Source organism: Flavobacterium aquidurense (assembly GCF_002217195.1).
Lineage (GTDB): Bacteria > Bacteroidota > Bacteroidia > Flavobacteriales > Flavobacteriaceae > Flavobacterium > Flavobacterium frigidimaris.
The window spans coordinates 19,801-38,227 of sequence record NZ_MUGR01000014.1 but is presented as its reverse complement, the minus strand read 5'-3'; the positions used below and the strand labels follow the sequence as shown (position 1 = coordinate 38,227).

15 protein-coding genes are annotated in these 18,427 nt (G+C 35.6%); 6 read left to right on the top strand and 9 right to left on the bottom strand.

The window, feature by feature from the left end; genetic code table 11:
* Positions 1–41: 41 nt before the first annotated feature.
* From B0A67_RS07340 to B0A67_RS07320, 5 genes are all read right to left on the bottom strand, one after another.
* The gene (locus tag B0A67_RS07340; protein ID WP_072957525.1) at positions 42–3,704 is read right to left on the bottom strand and encodes a PorP/SprF family type IX secretion system membrane protein; all 3,663 of its coding nucleotides are present in this window, start codon (positions 3,702–3,704) and stop codon (positions 42–44) included.
* Position 3,705: 1 nt separating this feature from the next.
* The gene (gene sprC, locus B0A67_RS07335; protein ID WP_072957528.1) at positions 3,706–5,160 is read right to left on the bottom strand and encodes a gliding motility protein SprC; all 1,455 of its coding nucleotides are present in this window, start codon (positions 5,158–5,160) and stop codon (positions 3,706–3,708) included.
* A complete protein-coding gene (locus B0A67_RS07330) occupies positions 5,157–5,576 on the bottom strand; it encodes a hypothetical protein (RefSeq protein ID WP_072957531.1) in 420 nt (139 codons plus the stop codon). Before B0A67_RS07330 ends, sprC begins: the two co-directional genes overlap by 4 nt.
* Positions 5,577–5,678: 102 nt before the next feature.
* Positions 5,679–6,971, bottom strand: a complete 1,293-nt coding sequence (locus B0A67_RS07325; protein ID WP_072957534.1) for a hypothetical protein — start codon at positions 6,969–6,971, stop codon at positions 5,679–5,681.
* 180 nt (positions 6,972–7,151) lie between these two features.
* Positions 7,152–7,604: a hypothetical protein gene (locus B0A67_RS07320; RefSeq protein ID WP_072957537.1), complete on the bottom strand. Its 453-nt coding sequence runs from the start codon at positions 7,602–7,604 to the stop codon at positions 7,152–7,154.
* A gap of 432 nt (positions 7,605–8,036) precedes the next feature.
* On the opposite strand from B0A67_RS07320, the gene B0A67_RS07315 reads away from it, so the two are divergent.
* The 4 genes from B0A67_RS07315 to recA all read left to right on the top strand — a co-directional run bounded on the left by B0A67_RS07315 (position 8,037) and on the right by recA (position 11,371).
* Positions 8,037–9,185, top strand: coding sequence for a DNA polymerase III subunit (locus B0A67_RS07315; RefSeq protein ID WP_072957540.1), 1,149 nt, complete (start codon positions 8,037–8,039; stop codon positions 9,183–9,185).
* Between the two features lie 7 nt (positions 9,186–9,192).
* Complete coding sequence (locus B0A67_RS07310; protein WP_072957544.1) at positions 9,193–9,579, top strand: DoxX family membrane protein; 387 nt, start codon at positions 9,193–9,195, stop codon at positions 9,577–9,579.
* Positions 9,580–9,684: 105 nt separating this feature from the next.
* Positions 9,685–10,194, top strand: a complete 510-nt coding sequence (locus B0A67_RS07305) for an acyl-CoA thioesterase (RefSeq protein WP_072957548.1) — start codon at positions 9,685–9,687, stop codon at positions 10,192–10,194.
* A 169-nt stretch (positions 10,195–10,363) separates the two neighbouring features.
* On the top strand, positions 10,364–11,371 hold the full coding sequence (gene recA / locus B0A67_RS07300) for a recombinase RecA (RefSeq protein WP_089069519.1): 1,008 nt from the start codon (positions 10,364–10,366) through the stop codon (positions 11,369–11,371).
* A gap of 547 nt (positions 11,372–11,918) precedes the next feature.
* On the opposite strand, the gene B0A67_RS07295 is transcribed toward recA, so the two are convergent.
* Complete coding sequence (locus B0A67_RS07295) at positions 11,919–12,680, bottom strand: lysophospholipid acyltransferase family protein (RefSeq protein ID WP_072957554.1); 762 nt, start codon at positions 12,678–12,680, stop codon at positions 11,919–11,921.
* Between the two features lie 197 nt (positions 12,681–12,877).
* On the opposite strand from B0A67_RS07295, the gene trpS reads away from it, so the two are divergent.
* Positions 12,878–13,852 carry a tryptophan--tRNA ligase gene (gene trpS, locus B0A67_RS07290; RefSeq protein ID WP_072957558.1) on the top strand — a complete coding sequence of 325 codons (975 nt, stop codon included), beginning with the start codon at positions 12,878–12,880 and terminating at the stop codon, positions 13,850–13,852.
* Between the two features lie 476 nt (positions 13,853–14,328).
* Here the strand turns inward: trpS and dprA are convergent, their stop codons facing one another.
* Complete coding sequence (gene dprA / locus B0A67_RS07285; protein WP_072957561.1) at positions 14,329–15,429, bottom strand: DNA-processing protein DprA; 1,101 nt, start codon at positions 15,427–15,429, stop codon at positions 14,329–14,331.
* A gap of 257 nt (positions 15,430–15,686) precedes the next feature.
* On the opposite strand from dprA, the gene B0A67_RS07280 reads away from it, so the two are divergent.
* Entirely contained in the window at positions 15,687–16,652 is a 966-nt protein-coding gene (locus B0A67_RS07280) for an HU domain-containing protein (RefSeq protein ID WP_072957565.1), read from the top strand.
* A gap of 115 nt (positions 16,653–16,767) precedes the next feature.
* Here B0A67_RS07280 and B0A67_RS07275 read toward each other — a convergent pair whose 3' ends face one another.
* The gene (locus tag B0A67_RS07275) at positions 16,768–17,529 is read right to left on the bottom strand and encodes a hypothetical protein (RefSeq protein WP_072957568.1); all 762 of its coding nucleotides are present in this window, start codon (positions 17,527–17,529) and stop codon (positions 16,768–16,770) included.
* Positions 17,530–17,660: 131 nt separating this feature from the next.
* The gene (locus B0A67_RS07270; protein WP_072957571.1) at positions 17,661–18,419 is read right to left on the bottom strand and encodes a hypothetical protein; all 759 of its coding nucleotides are present in this window, start codon (positions 18,417–18,419) and stop codon (positions 17,661–17,663) included.
* Between the last annotated feature and the right edge of the window lie 8 nt (positions 18,420–18,427).

Here is an 18,427-nt window from a genome sequence, read left to right as displayed (position 1 = left end):
TCCTTCTTAAAAAAGAAGGATCGGCTTTACTTAATCTTTTATTAATTCTCCACTTTTACGATCGCCATTTTCCCGTTGTATGGCTTGGTTCCTTTTGCTTCTAATGCCTTAGTTGCTTCCGGTAAACCATCGAATTTCTCGTAGTAGATGTAATACTTGCTTGTTGTCACATTATAAAAGAAATTAACATCTGAACGTCCCGCGGCAACAGCCTTAGTCAGGAACTGATCTCTTTTTTCGACACTGTTGTGAACAGCAATAATTAGATAATAACCACTATCAGAATTTTTGATATTCTTGATAATCTGCATGTTCGACTGGTCTTCACCAAAATCAAAATCACTTGCGGTTAAAGGTGTACTGCTTATTTTTGTCGTTTCTTTTATACGTTTAAGGGCAGCAACGTCCTGCGCATATCTTCCCTGATCATTCTCATAAGCGGCACGTTTGATTCTACGTTTTTTCTCGATTTCAGTTTCTGCTTTAATACGCTCCAAATTCGACAATAGGGTTGCACTGTCCTGCTCCATTTTTAATTGGGCAGCTTTCAACTGATTGATCTTATCAAGATATGCTTTGTTTAAAGCATCATTTTTATTCGGGAATTTCTTGAGTCTTTCGTTATATAAATTAGTCAACTTAGCGATTTCCTCTTTTTGAGCTCTGTTGGCATCAGCAAGCTGCGATTTTAAAGCCTCTAACTGACTATTTTCAGCCGCAACGCTTTTGAACGGTTTTGGCTCTTTATAAATTCCTTTTTCGCTTAAATCATTCTCTTCTTTTAAATCATTCAAATCCCTTTGTTTATTGGCCACGGTTGTATTAAACTGCGATAATAAATCTTTCTGATTTTTAGTTGAACTCTCAATAGACAGCGTTAAATCTTCTATCGCTTTAGCCGTATCATCTTTAGTAGATGCTGCTGCTTTTGCAAGTGCATCTGCTGCTAATTTAGCCTGTAAAGCTTCTGCATCTGCTTTCGCTTTTGCATCACCCAACAGTTTCGCCTCACGTGCTTCTTCTGCTAATCGCAATTGTCTTATTTCTTCTTCAGCTTTTAATTTTTCTGTCGCTTCGGCATCGGCTTTGGCTCTTTGATCTGCCAGTAATTTGGCCTGAGCTGCCTGCATATCTGCTTTGGCTTTAGCATCAGCATCCAGTTTTGCTTGTAAAGCTTCCGCATCGGCCTTCGCTTTGGCATCTGCAGCTAATTTTGCCTGAAGTGCCTGAGCATCTGCTTTTGCTTTTGCATCGGCAGCTAGTTTTGCCTGTAGTGCTTCTGCATCTGCTTTCGCTTTGGCATCTGCGGCCAATTTAGCCTGAAGTGCCTGAGCGTCTGCTTTCGCTTTGGCATCTGCGGCTAGTTTAGCCAAACGCGCCTCTTCAGCTTCTTGCAATTGTTTCGCTTCGGCATCGGCTTTGGCTTTTGCAGTTGCTTCTGCGTCAGCTTTAACTCTGGCATCGGCAATTAGTTTTGCTTGTAGTGCTTCCATATCTGCTTTTGCTTTCGCATCAGCAGCTAATTTTGCCTGTAAAGCTTCAGCATCGGCCTTCGCTTTGGCATCTGCAGCTAATTTTGCTTTTGCAGCAGCTTCTGCATCGGCTTTCGCTTTGGCATCTGCGGCTAATTTTGCCTGAAGAGCTTCGGCATCCGCTTTGGCTTTTGCGTCTGCAACTAATTTTGCCTGTAAAGCTTCAGCATCAGCCTTCGCTTTGGCATCTGCAGCTAATTTTGCTTTTGCAGCAGCTTCTGCATCGGCTTTCGCTTTGGCATCTGCGGCTATTCGTGCTTCTCTTGCTTCAGCATCAGCCTTGGCTTTTGCATCTGCAGCTAGTTTTTCTTTTAAGGCAGCATCTTCAGCGGCTTTAGCTTTTGCATCTGCAGCCAATTTTGCTTTTGCAGCAGCATCTATAGTTGCTTTCGTTTTTGCAGCAGCAGCAGCAGCAGCTTTCGCTTCAGCAGCTAATCTTGCCTGAAGGGCATCTGAATCTGCTTTGGCTTTTGCATCAGCAGCCAAAATCGATTGTAAATCTGCAGCTTCTGCTTTCGCTTTAGCATCTGCTTTACGTTTTGCTTCAGCAGCATCTGCTTTCGCTTTCGTATCTGCTTCTAACTTTATTCTTAATGCTTCGGCATCAGCTTTCGCTTTGGCATCCGCTTGTAATTTTGCTTTTGCAGCAGCTTCAGCATCGGCTTTGGCTTTTGCATCTGCAGCTAGTTTTGTTTTCAACGCTTCTGCATCAGCCTTCGCTTTATCAGCAGCCAATTGCGCCTGAGTCTTTTGATTAGCTACGACTGGTTTATTTGCACTGGCAGCTTGCGCTCTTGCAGCCGCGGCGGCATCAACTCTGGCTTTATTATCTGCTGCCAACTTTATTCTGCGTGCTTCAGCATCGGCTCTCGCTTTATCCGCAGTCAATTGTGCCTGTGTTTTTTGCTCTGTAGCAACTGCTCTGTTTGTTGTTGCTGTTTGTGCTCTTGTTGCATCTGCTTTTGCTTTTGCATCTGCGGCTAGCTTAATTTTTAAGGCTTCAGCATCGGCTTTAGCCTTATTATCTGCTAATAGTTTTGCTTTCGCCGCAGCTTCGGCATCAGCCTTCACTTTTTCAGCAGCAGCCAATCTTATTTTAATGGCTTCGGCATCTGCTTTAGCTTTAGCTTCAGCAGCAAGTCTTGCAGTTTCTACACCACTTACTCTTGTTACTGGTGCACTTTTTGGCTTAGCCATTACTGCTTTTGGCTTCGAAGGATCTATTAATGAACCTTCTTCATCATCGCCGTAATAATAATTTTTACTTTTAAATCTATATGCAATTGCAAATTCGTGAGAACCTCCCATATTGGTGAAGTTGCCCATTCCTCTTTCGTAATTGTATTCGATAGCTATGCTGGGAGAAATATTAATACCCAAACCGGCTGAAATTCCGTATAACGTATTATAACCTGCCTGAGCCCAGACTCCTTGCGGAATGGCAATCATGGCAAGTCCGGAAATTACTGTTTTATCCTGTTTGATTTCTGTCTTTACGATTCCTGAAAATTTACTTCTGTCAAAAAAACCGTAACTATCAAGATATCCAGTATACATAGCATGCAACTCGATGGCTCTTTCAGGGTCTTCTTTTACGATACCCGATCCAAAATTGTAAAGAATTAAATTGTTTACAGAAACCCCAAAATCAAGAAATGCTGTTCCGTAGTTGATACCCGGATTAACCGTTAATAAAGTGTTTGAAGGATAATCACCATTTAAAAGTGTTGGATCATCAGATATAATTTTTCCTTTGTTTAATCCACTTTGGTAAACTCCAACGTTCATACCAAAAGTTAAATTACTGTCTTGTTCTAAAACGATGTTATGGGCAAAATTTCCTATTCCGCCAAAAACGGTCATGATACCATAATTCTGTTGAAATAAACCAAAAGCAAAGGCTTCATTTTCTCTAAAACGGCCTGAATAATTGGCTAAGTAAGTATTGGGTGCATTCTCAAATTGTACCCATTGTCTTTTATTATAAAAACTTGCATAGGCATTGGTTTCACGAACAAAACTAAACGTTGGGTTGATTAAATATCTGTTAAATTTTAAAGAATTTCTTATAGGTAATGAAAACGAAACAACTCCATCCTCAGTAGCTGTCTGTGAATAGAGTGTATTTGAAAAACCGTAAAATAAAGTGATGAATAGTAAAATTTTCTTCATATTATCGTATCACAGTTATTGATCCTTTTTTCTCACCTGCGTCGCCTTTAATGACATAGTAATATACCGGATTTACATTTTTAAAATTTATTGAAGTTTGAGGCCAGTCTCCCTGATAATTGTTAACATCAAGAACCATATCACCATTCGAACTTATAATCATAACCTTGGTATTTGCATTTTTGTATTCATCCGGGATATTCCAATACGGACTGGCACCGCTCAGACTAATTATGTTTGGAATAACTGAAGACGGGCCTGCTTTTCCTTTGGCTTGAAAAATAAATTCTTTAGAAGATATACAACCTGAAGACTGCGAAATTCTCACTTTATACGTACCAATAGCGGCTACCAAATAACTGCCTGATGTAGCACCTGAAATAAGATTGTTATTTAAATACCATTCGTAAGTTGGACTTGTAGCATCTGTTGTAACGCTAACGCTTAAAGTTTCTCCTTCTTCAAGTTGAAACTCATCAGCAACATCAATACTGGCAGTAAAACCGTTACTTTTTAGATCAATTGATCCGGTTGCAACACAGCCACCAAAATCGACATCTACAGTATATATTCCGGCTTCTGTTGCTTTAACAGTGCGGGTATTGCCACCAAAGTCTTTACCATCTTTTTTCCATGTGTACTTATTACCGCTAGTTGCTGTTAGTACAGTACCATCTGTACTTGCACAAAAAGGGTTTCCTAAACTTGATACAACCGTAACTGATGAACCAGATGCGACTGATGTAACGGTTACACGATTGGAATACGATTCAGAACTACATGTTCCGTAATTTGTTTCTACATAATAAACTCCCGGAGAAGTTACAGTATAACTTGGTCCCGAAGCTCCTGCAACAAGAGTGGGAAGTGTAGTTGTACCATTATCTCTGTACCAGTTATAGTTTAAAAATTTATATTTTAATGGTGAATCAGGATTTTTAATTTCATCATCTATAGTCAGTGTATAACTACCACCTGCACAAAATGCGGCACTACCACTAAAATTATTTATGGTATACTGCCTGTCATGTGCCCTGTAATAAATTGGAAAAGAATTTTTAAGTCCAAAAGAAACAAACTTGCTACTTGAAAATCCAGTAGTAGAGACTCTAAGACTATACGTATCAGATCCCGGAAGATTGGTAGGAACAGAAAAAAGTATTTTCTTCTGATTACCTGAAGGATCTGAAACTGATATTGTATTTGCAGTAATTATATCCACAAAATTGTTAGTTGAAAGCTCAACCACAAAAACTGTTCCTGCAGGAAATCCGGTATAAGTGAACGTTGCACTATATTCGTTACCACCAGAACCCGCACAGATTCTGTCAAAGTCTAAAACCTGTGGATTAATCGCTTTGGTCTGCGCATACACATTTGATTTAGCAAAGAATAAAATGCTAAATAAAATAATAGTAATAAGTGTGGTATTTTTTGGGGTATTTTTTCGAATCATATAGTGCGTTTTCGGGCCAGATCTATATTCTCAAAAAATAAAATATCAATAAATGTTTCAGAAAAATCATATCTGTAGTTCTCAATAATGTCTTTTGCAAGAACGGAATAAGAAGCTGCTACTGATTGATCTCCTTCACATTTTGGAGTACGTTGATTATCCAGATCAGTTGCGATAGGAAGGCTATCCTTGGGGATGGATAGCCCTACTATAAACTGATTAGAATTCTCTAATTGACCGCTACTATTACTAGTATCAGTTATGTCTTTATTTTGGTTATTTGACGCAGTCATGTTGCATATAGCAGCAATAGGATGTGGTACTTTCTCTATTGAACTTTGTGCATATAGACTTAACGTAATAGGTGAAACCAAAAATATTATATTTAAAAAATATTTTTTTGTAGATTGAGCCATTATGTCTTGATCTTTATTTGGTCCGGTTTAAGACGAATACATAAATTGTGTCTGGGGACTTTATTAATAAAATTTACGCGTTGAAATAAAAATCTAAATCTATTATCTGTTTCCGCTTGAAGCAGTGATTTTTCCTAATTGTAGTCTGAAATCTGGTTTTTTAGCATTAAAAATATCAATAAATGTTTCTCTGTTACTGCTTTGAGAGTACACGTTGAAGAAAACACTGTTTCCATACCAGCTCTCTAAATCTTCATTGTTAGAATTGTATTCTGTAAAGATATTTCCTTTACATAGGTTAAAATACATTTCCTCGAATTTGATTTTTTTAAGGTTGGCATCATTGATTTCTGTTTTACTGTCTAATAATACTGCCGGATTAAATCCAGAGATTACACTTCTTTTCATTTCAAGAGAAGCATTCTCAGCAACATAAACAGCCTCTTTTACTAAACCTGCCTGAATATCAGCATTAATATTTTCGCTGTCATTAAGCATTGTAATATTAGTTGCAACTACTAAAGTTTGTTTTTTAGTAAAATCTGTTTCGCTTTTCTTTTCGTATGATTTCACTTCCATACAACGGGATCCGTCTTTAGTACTTGAGAAGTATGAAGATCTCACTGCAAGTGAGTTATAGAAACGACATTGCACTCCCTGAGAAAATTTATAATCGTCGTTGATCGATTTATAAGAAACAAATTTTGTAGCATTTACATCTCCGCCTAAGAAACCAAATGAGTCACCACCAGCGTAGCTCACCATAATGTTTTCAAGTATTGTCTTGTTACCAACACCAGCCAAAGTTAAAGCATTGAAAGTATCTGATCCCTTCACTTTTTTACCTGCAAATTCGATTCTCACAAATCTTAGAATTCCTGAATTTCCGGCAACGTTATCACCTCCATAAGTAGTAAGTGACGGGTCAAGGTCCAGGTTATAAGATCCCATGTTTCCAAATTTATTGATCGGAGCATCACCAAGAATTACAACTCCACCCCAGTCTCCAGCTTTTTTCTGGCTGCGGTTTGAAGTAAATACAATTGGGTCAGTCTCTAAACCATCAGCAATAAGTTGTGCACCTTTTGTAACTACCAAAGTTCCTTTAGTTTCGAAATCACCAATAATCAAAGTTCCCGGTTCAATCGTTAAAACAGCATTGTTTGTTACATAAACATTGCCTTGCAAAACATAAATATTCCTCTTGAGCAATTTAGTATTAACAGAAATATTTCCTGCTAAAATTTGATTTGCTTCTCCATACTCTATTTTGTTAGGCTTAAATTCGGTCCAGTTATTCAACCAGTTGTTGTAGCCCATAATTCCTTTCTCTTGCTGAGCACTCATAGTAGTGACTGTCAAAAGAACGCAGATCATTTGAGTAATTTTTTTCATGATAAGGGGGTATTACGGTTAATAATAATTTGGGTATGCGTAAAAAACTCATCTCGAGTTTTCTGACTTTGCCAGAACACATCAAGGACGAGTTGTTTTTTATCTCTTCTTAAAGCGCTGCGTAAAATCAACCCATTTACGTAAACATTCTAAAAAAAGTTTTATAAAATATATTTTCTATTACATTTCGTTCAACTCATTGAACTCGTGTAAAGATTTTAATGTGCTTTCGTAAAATAAAATTGCTGCAATTAAGTTTCCTTTATCAGAATACGGCATCATTTTTCTTTGAAACTCTACTGTTGTATCTAAAAATGTATTGGTACCAACAGCCTGAGCATCTAATACTTTTTTGTGTTCGTTATCGTCCGGAATACCTAAGTCTGCCATCGTGACACCTGGTTTAGTAACCAAAGCAATGTAAGGGAGAGTTTTTACTAAAACTTTTATACGCTCGATGTATAATTCCAAAAGTTCTCCTTTTTGCATACCACTCAATTCTTTTTGATCGTGATATTTACGAATAAGAGCCGTTGTACTAATTATACTTCTAGGAGCATTTTTAGCCTGAGCTGAGATAGCCCCGGTTGTCAATATAAAAAGTGCACTAAATAAAATAATTTTCCCTTTCATAGATTCTTATTAAGTAGGTTATTGATGAAAACAAAAATATATAAATTAACTCAAATTGCAACTTTATTGATTTCTTTTTTCAAAAAAAAACCTTAAATAAACCTTAAAAATCAGCGCTATGTCGAGAAAATGTGCGTTTTAACGGCTTTTTTGTTAAAATTCTTAAAACAAAAACCGTAAGACATTACTTGCTAATCATTAAATTTACAATATATTAATAACAAAAAAAAACTTACGTTTATCGATTTTCCGAAAAAACTATTAACAAAAAACTATTGATATCTCCTCTATTTCTTCTTTTTATTAACAAAACTTCGTTAATAAACCACAAAAAAACAGGCGAAAAAACTTCATTCTGGCATAAATAAAAGGCAGCTGGTAAACTTTTTGTCTAAAATTTTTGACTACATCATTTTCTTCTATCTTTGCTTCATGCAATTTTCTCAAATTTTAGGTCAAGATTACATCAAAAGTCACTTGATAAAAAGTGCGGCTTCCGGACGAATACCTCATGCGCAATTGTTTATTGGGCCTGAAGGAAGCGGTACCTTATCAACTGCAATTGCTTATGCGCAATACATTTTGTGTAACAATACAGGAAATGAAAACTCAAACGGAAATGATTCCTGCAATTTGAAATTTCAAAACTTATCACATCCCGATCTTCATTTTATTTATCCAACAGTTACTACTGAAGATGTAAAAACAAAACCAAAAAGTTTAGACTTCATTCAGGACTGGCGCACATTTATTCAGGAAATGCCTTACGGAGGATTATTTGACTGGTATAAAATTTTAGGTGTTCAGAACAAACAGGGAGAAATAAGGGTCGAAGATGCCCAGGAAGTTTTAAAATCACTTTCGTTGAAATCATACGAAGGAGGGTATAAAATTATGATTATCTGGATGGCGGATAAAATGAATATTGCCGCTTCTAATAAACTCTTGAAACTCTTAGAAGAACCTTCAGATAAAACGATATTTATTCTAATTTCTGAAAACGAAGAAGACATTATACAAACCATACGTTCTCGCTGCCAGGTTATTCACTTTAACGGATTACCCGAAAAAGTAATTGCTGAAGCATTGGTTTCTCAGGAAAATACAGACGCTAACTTAGCTAAAAAGATTGCGCATCAGGCACAGGGAAATTTCAGCAAAGCCCTGCATCTTTTAAAAGAAGATGATTCAGAATATCCTTTTGAGCAATGGTTTGTAAACTGGGTTCGCGCCGCTTTTAGGGCAAAAGGTAATGCAGCTGCTATTCAGGACCTGATTTCCTGGAGCGAAGAAATTGCCGGTCTGGGCCGAGAAAGCCAGAAAAAATTCATTCAGTTCTGTATCGAAATGTTTCGTCAGGCACTTTTGCTCAATTACGAGGCACCAACTTTAGTTTACATTGAACCTAAAGTCGAAAAATTCAAACTCGAAAATTTTGCGCCTTTTGTAAACGGAAATAATATTCACGAAATTTTCAAGGAACTTTCAGATGCCATGTATCACATTGAAAGAAATGGAAATGCAAAAATAATCCTGACGGATTTGTCTATAAAACTGACTCGTTTAATTCATAAAAAATAGTTTTCAAATGAATAATAATGTTGCCTCCATTTTACTATTAGCCTTTTTAGCCTTAACCTTCTTACAATCAGGATATGAAAAAATCTTTTATTGGAAAGATAATGTAGAATGGCTTAAAGGGCATTTTGCTAAAACACCACTAAAAAACCAAGTACCGCTTGCACTTTTGCATCTTTTAATTCTTGAATTAATTTCCGGAATTTTATGTGTAGTTGGTGCCATACAATTACTAACAAATAGTGGACGAGAATTTGGTTTTTACGGAGCCATTTTTTCTTGTATCTGTTTATTGATGATGCTTTTTGGGCAAAGATTAGCCAAAGATTATGACGGTGCGAGAACCATTGTAATTTATTTTATCCCGGCCGTTATGGCTGTTTACTGGTTGAATTAAACTGATCGAAATTATTTAAAAAAATAAGCCACAGATTTCGCAAATTCACACCGATTTTTAAATCTTTTTAATCTGTGGCAAAAAATAAAATTTTACATTAAAAAAATGAATCCAAAACACCCTTCAGAATCTCTAACTGTATTAACTGATTTAGTTTTACCGAGCGAAACAAATCCTTTAAATAACCTTTTTGGAGGTGAATTATTGGCACGTATGGATCGCGCAGCCAGTATTGCCGCCCGCAGACATTCGCGCCGAATTGTAGTTACAGCATCTGTAAATCACGTTGCTTTCAACAGGGCCATTCCGCTTGGAGCCGTAGTAACAATAGAAGCAAAGGTTTCCAGATCTTTTAAAAGTTCTATGGAAGTTTTTATCGATGTCTGGGTAGAAGACCGTGAATCCGGAAGCAGAACCAAAGCCAATGAAGCCATTTATACTTTTGTTGCAGTGGATGATAGCGGAAGACCTGTTGAAGTTCCGCCAATTGCGCCGGAAACTGAGCTTGAAATACAACGTTTTGAGGCTGCTTTACGTCGTAAACAATTGAGTTTACTACTAGCCGGGAAAATGAAACCTTCAGAAGCAACAGAATTAAAGGCTTTATTTTTATAGTGAAAATTGTGACAATTTAGAACAATTTGAGAGAATCAAACTTCAAAAAAAAGAACTAATTTTACAAAATACAAGCCTGATACAAATCTAAATCAGTAAGTTATCATTTCTGGTTTGTTTTTGAGAATGAATTATAAAAATTTACATGAAAGAAAAAGAAAAAAAAGAGATGAGTTCAGAGAAAGAAGCCAAATTAAAAGCGCTACAACTTACGCTTGACAAACTAGATAAAACGTACGGAAAAGGAACCGTAATGAAAATGGGCGACAAAGCCATTGTAGAAGTTGAAACGATTTCTTCAGGTTCTCTTGGTGTTGATTTAGCACTTGGAGTAAATGGTTACCCAAGAGGAAGAATAATCGAAATTTACGGTCCTGAATCTTCTGGAAAGACTACTTTGACTTTACATGCAATTGCTGAAGCTCAAAAAGCGGGCGGAATTGCAGCTTTTATAGATGCTGAACATGCTTTTGACAGAAATTATGCCGAGAAATTAGGCGTTGATATCGAAAACTTAATCATTTCTCAGCCTGACAATGGTGAACAAGCTTTAGAAATTGCCGAAAACTTAATTCGTTCAGGAGCAATTGATATTGTCGTTATTGACTCGGTTGCTGCATTGACTCCAAAAAGTGAAATCGAAGGTGAAATGGGAGATTCTAAAATGGGTCTTCACGCACGTTTGATGTCTCAGGCTTTAAGAAAGTTAACAGGAACTATTAGCAAAACAAATTGTACTGTTTTCTTCATCAACCAGTTGAGAGAGAAAATTGGTGTTATGTTTGGTAATCCTGAAACTACAACGGGTGGTAACGCCTTAAAATTCTACGCTTCTGTACGTCTAGATATTCGTCGTTCTTCTCAGATTAAAGACGGAGAAAATGTTATCGGAAACAGAACTAAAGTTAAAATCGTTAAAAACAAAGTGGCTCCGCCTTTTAAAACTGCTGAATTCGACATTATGTATGGAGAAGGAGTTTCTAAAACAGGAGAAATTCTTGACTTAGCGGTTGAATTTGAAATCGTTAAAAAAGCAGGATCATGGTTCAGCTACGGAGATACAAAATTAGGACAAGGTCGTGATGCTGTAAAATCTTTAATAAAAGATAATCCGGAATTAGCAGATGAATTAGAAATTAAAATTAAAGCGCATATCAAAGAACTAGCAAACGCTTAAAATCATAATAGTGAGTACTTTACTTGCTTATTTACATCAAACCCGACAGTTTTAAAAAACTTGTCGGGTTTTTTATTTTTAGAAATTAAAAAAAATGACGCAACCTTTTTTAAATAGCTTCATCTATTAAACAGACATAAGATTTGGTGTTAGCCATAACGCCCATTCTGAAGTTTTTTTTAGGATAAATTTGGTTGTTTATTCAATAGAAATCCGTTAGCTGTTTGGTGCTAGCGGATTTTTTATCTTTTATTTAAAAAAAAGATAACTTTTTCGACGCAACCTTTTTCATCATTTACTCTCTATTATATTGTGACGTTAACTTGAGTTCTAACCAAACTCTTTATTATCAACCGTTAATATTTTTAACCATGAAAGAAAAAATAGAAGTGTTGTACAGTAAAAACCGTAGAAAAACCAAATTAAAATTTAAAAAAGTATTGCGTTTTATTTCTGAAAAGATCATTCACAGATAGTACTGAATATAAAATGGGGGATTTTAATTCAAAAGAAAACCCGGCAATTTAAAAGTTGTCGGGTTTTCTAATTACTCTTTTACTGCGTTTTTCTTCTTCTTGAATTCTAATAATCCTTTGTAAATCAGCTGTCTTACTTCATCACGAAGTGTTTTTCTATTTTCGCTGGTTAATCCCTGTGTTTCAACAAAAGTTAATATTTTGACGCGCATTTTTCCTGGGCTTCCACTCATAAAAGTATAGGAGAATCGTTCTTTATTATCTGCAAAAACAATCGGAACAATAGGAATTTGATGTTCAATCGCCAGTCGAAAAGCGCCATCCTTAAACTCATCCAGTAAAATAGATTCATCATCAGGAACTCCTCCCTCAGGAAAAATACAAATACTCAGTCCCTGATTTAGCCGGTCCTGTGCTCTCTTGAAAACTTCATTTTTACTTTTCGAAGAATTTCTGTCTACCAGAATGCAAGTCCTTTTATAGAAAAATCCAAACAATGGAATTTTCGAAAGTTCTTTTTTACCCACAAAAACAAAAGGATTTCTCACCACGGCCAACATCAGCATAATATCTGTCATTGAAGTGTGATTCGCCACGATCATATAGCTTTTATTCCTGATTAGTTTCTGCTCACGTTCGACTTTATAATAGAAACCCATCCCAAAAAGGATAAATTTAGCCCAAATGCGGGCCATTTTAAAGAAATAGGGATAACCACTCTCAGACACAATAGAAATCAGCAAAAACGGCAACATAATCAATATCGGAATGGCCATTAAGATATAAAACCAAATGCGCCATAAAACCCAAAAAATAATCTTTAATCCTTTCATGGTTTCAAATGTAAGAAAACAGAAATTAATTTAGATTTTTAGATCGTTAGATTTTTAGAATATTAGACTTTCTTTTTAAATTAATCTTTAAATGAACGATATCTTCAATAATCTTTGCTGACTTTGCGAAAAACTTTGCGAACTTTGCGGTTAAAAAAAATAAACTTGCAATCTTTGCGGTTAAGAAAAAAACTAGAATGGCAAAAATACTTACTGGTGTTCAGAGTACTGGAACGCCACACTTAGGCAATTTATTGGGAGCAATTATTCCGGCAATCGAATTATCAAATGACCCGGCAAACGAATCTTTTTTGTTTATCGCTGACTTACATTCGATTACACAAATTAAAGACGGCAAAACTTTGCGCGAAAACACTTTTAGTGTAGCCGCAGCATGGCTTGCTTTTGGACTGGATATCGATCGTGTTACATTTTACAGACAATCAGATGTGACCCAAACAACTGAATTGACCTGGTACTTAAGTTGTTTTTTTCCATTTCAACGTTTGACTTTGGCACATTCTTTCAAGGATAAAGCCGATCGTTTAGACGATGTAAACGCTGGTTTGTTCTCTTACCCGATGCTAATGGCAGCCGATATTTTATTATACGACGCTGAATTTGTTCCGGTTGGTAAAGACCAATTGCAGCATTTAGAAATTACTCGCGATGTTGCTTCTCGTTTTAATCATCAAATGGGAGAAACGTTTGTAATTCCGGAGGCTAAAATTCAGGAAGACAGCAAATTGATTCCCGGAACAAACGGTGGAAAAATGAGTAAGTCTGCAAATAATATCATCAACATTTTTATGGATGATAAAACGCTCCGTAAGCAGGTTATGAGCATCGAAACGGACAGCACACCACTTGAAGACCCTAAAAATCCGGATACTTGTAATGCATTTGCGATTTATTCATTGTTAGGAACTGAAACCCAAATCGCTGAAATGAGAGCCAATTATTTAGGCGGAAATTACGGTTACGGTCATGCCAAACAAGCTTTATTTGAATTGATTACAGAAAAATTTAAGACTGAAAGAGAAAAATACAATTACTATATCAATAACCTTGACGAAGTGGATACTTTACTAAAAAAAGGGGCAGCAAAAGCTTCTTTAGTTGCTGATGGCGTTCTGGTAAAAGTTCGCGAAGTACTTGGATTTGGAAAATAATATTCTAAAAGCGGCAGGTTTATCCGGAATATTCCGGATAAACCTGCCGCTTTTTTATTTATAAATGCTGCCTTTTTGATTCATCGAAATATTGAGAAAAATATTTACCAAATACCTGTTTGCTCTTCTGATAACCCTTTTTACATTGGGCTTTTTATTGGGTTATTTATTTGGAGATGAACAGTCTTATACAATAAATAAAACTGTTGGCTGGGCGTATACTCTTTCGAATCAAATTTATCTGACTGCATTTTTTGTATGCTCACAAAGTCTTTTTATTCTTGGATACCTCCTATTATTTCTTCTTCGGCGAAAGACAAATTATTACCTTTCTTTAGCCCATTTCGAGATTATTATATTGACAATCTACCTCATGTCTTCCGAAAAATTAATTCTTTCGTTAATTTTTTGCATTCTTTCTGTAATCCTTTTTTTCATAAACCTTTTTAAATCACATAAATAGAATTTACAATTGTTTATATCGCTTCAAATAATTTCCCCGGTAATGGTCTGATCAGGCCTTTCAGTTCCATATTCAGTAATAATCCGGAGATTTTATAAATAGGAAAATCACATGTTAACGCTATAATATCCAGCAATTCTTTTCCATTTTTCAAAAGAAAGTCATACACTTTTTGTTCATCAGGCTCCATCTCTACAAACAACTGTTTCTGAATAGTTTTTTCTTTGTTTCCAATGTCCCAATTGAGGATATAAACCAAATCAGCAGCACTTGTCAGTACATTTGCTTTTTGAGTCTTAATTAGGTTATTACAGCCCTGACTGTACTTGTCTGTCACTCTTCCGGGAACGGCAAAAACATCACGATTGTAATCATTGGCCAGATTTGCCGTAATCAACGAACCTCCTCTGTCTGCTGATTCTATGACAATTGTAGCTTCTGTCATACCGGCAACAATGCGGTTTCTGCGTACAAAATTCTCTTTATCAGGATTTGACGAGCTCCAGAACTCTGTAATAAAACCGCCATTTTCTTCTATTTTGGCAACATATTTTTTATGTGATTTTGGATAAACCTGATTCAGACCATGTGCTAAAACACCAATGGTCTGCAAATTAAAATCAATTGCCAGTTGGTGCGCTACAATATCAACTCCATAAGCAAAACCACTCACGATTACAGGATCAAGCGGCGCTAAATCCTCGATAAGCTTCCTGCAAAACTCCATTCCGTACGATGTTATCTGCCGGGTTCCAACAATACTGATTATTTTTTTGTTTTTTAAATTAATATTTCCTGAAGAAAAAATCAAAACCGGAGAATCGAAACAATGTTTCAGACATTCAGGATAATCCTGATCCTGAAAAAAAGACACCTTTACATCATTTGATTTTATAAATTCCAGTTCACGATTTGCTTTGTCAAAAATGCTATTATCTTTTAAATTCTTTAATAAAACAGATCCAACTCCGTCTATATCAGCAATTTGATTTATTTTGGTTTTAAAAACATTTTCGGCATTACCACAATGCATCAGCATTTTTTTTGCCATTATATCTCCTACTCCGTCCACTTTTAATAAGGCTAATAAATAAAATAAATCTTGATCTGTCATGAATTGAATACGGTTTAATGGCGGCGAAAAATAGCTTATAAAACAAATCCTAAATTGTAATTTGAAGCACGGCAAAGATATAAATTAGAAGTAAATTCTTTCAAATAAATAAAAAATAAAGATATACGAATACTTTCGCAAAAATCTTTCTATAATGTAACTCACTGGAGAATAATGAACTGTAAAATTATTCGAATTGTTAATAAAAATTGTGAATAAAATTTTGATAACTATATTCGTTGCATAACTTTGTTACTATGAAAATCGAAAATTATATAGCACAGTTATTGTATCGTTATCAGTGTGTAACGGTTCCAGGGTTTGGAGCATTTTTAACCGAAATTCACTCGGCACAGCTGAATGAAAGTACAAATTCGTTTTTTCCACCCAAAAAATCAATCTCTTTCAATAGTCATTTAAAAAATAATGATGGACTATTAGCAAATCATATTGCTAATGCAGAAAAGACATCCTATGGTTTTGCAGTAAGCGCTATTGCTTATGAAGTTGCAAACTGGAAAAAAACATTAGAAGAAAATGGCTTTATAAGTCTTAAAAATATTGGTGAAATGCGTCTTAACGCAGAGAAAAACATTGTTTTCACACCTAACGATCAAACGAATTATCTGGCGAGCTCTTTTGGACTAAGCCCTTTTGTATCTCCGGTTGTTAAAAAAGAACTGTTCGAGAAAAAAATACAAGAAATCCACGAAAGAGAGCCTGTTGCTTTGTTTGAGGAAGAAGATGGAAAATCTTCGAATTCATTCTTAAAATATGCAGCAATTTTTATTTTAGGACTAGGAATCACGGGAAGTATCGGATACCCTTTGTATCAGAATCAAATCGCTGCCAAAACACTTATTGTAGAAAGCGCTGTTCAGAAAAAAGTACAAAACAAGATACAGGAAGCTACATTTTTTATTCAGAGTCCATTACCGGCGGTAACACTTTCAATTGATTCTGCAAAAGTAGAAAATACTGAAGAAAAAGCAATGCCTTACCATATTATGGCTGGTGCATACAGAAGTGAACAAAATGCAAAAAAAGCCTATAATCAATTGGTTAAAGATGGTTTTAAAGCGCGAATGCTAGGCGAAAACAAACATGGTTTATTTCCTGTTTTATACGGAAGCTATGCTACTATGTCTGAAGCGCAAAAAGCACAAAAAGAAATACAAAAAGGTGAAAATCCGGAAGCCTGGATTCTAATCGAAAACTTATAATATCCTCTAAACCTATTCGCTTTGAATAGGTTTTTTTTTGACCTTATGTTATCCAAAAAAAAAACTCATTTGGCTCTCTTTCACCTATTCGCCACAGCTGACAGGATTTTTTTGTTTAACGTGAAACAATTGTAGCATCCTGAGAAAGAATAACTTTACCGCCCTCATAAATCGTTAATCTGGCCGGAGGCGAATTTTTTTCGCCTAAAACTATAATGGCACATTCATAAGTATAGTTGTCTTTTTTGAATTCATACTGATGATTCCCTCCAATTCCTTCTACAACTAATTCTCCGCCATTAAGCACTAAATCAGGCTTCTCTGTCATTTCTTTTTCAATTGACCATGAAGCAAATCTATAATTATTTTTCCCCAGATTATCAATTCTGATCTTGAATTTAGACGTTTCGAGAATACAAATCGGCGTCTGAAAAAAAGCAATGCTGGGATCAAGTGCCTTTTTCTGTGAACTAATTATTTTATTTCTAAGCTCAGTTTCAGCTTTTGACTGGTAGTTTACAGCCGTTAAGCGTCCCTCGATATCCAGCCAGATACTGCCATGATTTAGCATTACTCCACGCAGTCCCATCTCAGTCCAGCCTTTTGACGGAGTAGATTTGATGATTTCATTTTTTAATGTTGCATCAAAGATTTCAGAATATCTCTTTATAAAATCAGCTTTTTCGGTAACATCAGGTATTGGATACTCTCTTTTTAACGGATATACGACCCAATCACCAATTGCTTCTTTGTTGTCGCTTTTTATATTTTCAATGAATTTTTTAACCAATTTCTGATAGTCAGTTTTCGATTCCTGCGCCATCACAAAACGGCTGAACAAAATTAATATTACTAAAAATACGCTTCTTCTTTTCATCTTGAAATATTTTTAATTGATTATTAATCTGGTAATTACATTCAAATATAAATAATTTATATTCGATTTGAACAAAGTCAAAATACGTACGAAACAAAAAATCCCATTCGCCGAACGAATAGGATTTATGTTTAACGTGGAACAATTTTAGCGTCCTGATTGAGAATTTCTTTTCCGTTCTGATAAATAGTTAAATTAGCTGGTGCTGAATATTTTGTACCCAAAATAGTAATATAACACTGATAAAGAAAATTTCCTTTTTTGAAATCGTAATGATTATTTCCTCCAGTTCCGTCCCGAAACCATTTCCCGTTGGTAATGATTAAATCCGGCTTTTCGCTCATGGATTGTTTTATCGACCACGAAGCATATCTGTAATTATCATTTCCCAAATCATCAATTCTGACTCTGAATTTAGAAGTTTCTAAAATAACTTCCGGTGCTTTAAACTTAGCAATCGATGGATGAAGTTTATTTTTTTCAGACGCTATCAATTTGTTTTTGAGATCATTTTCAACTTTTGACTGATAACCAATAGAAAAAACTTTTCCGTCAGTATCCATCCACATAGTACCCTGATTGAGCATTATGCCTCGCCAGCCTACTTCTGACCAGTCTTTTGCAGGATCCGATTTAGAAATTTCAGCTTTAAGTTTAGCATCAAAAATTTCAGCATATCTTTTTACGAACTCTGCTTTATTCTTAATAGACGGAATTGGATTTTCTCTTTTTAAGGGATATTTAATTGCCTCGGCTACAGCCTCTTTTCTGTCGTTTTTTACATTATCAATAAAACTTTTAACGAACTTTTGATATTCGGGCTTTAGGTCCTGCCCTGAGGCGTTATGAACAAATAAAACAATGAATATCAGGTACATTAGCTTTTTCATATGCTATC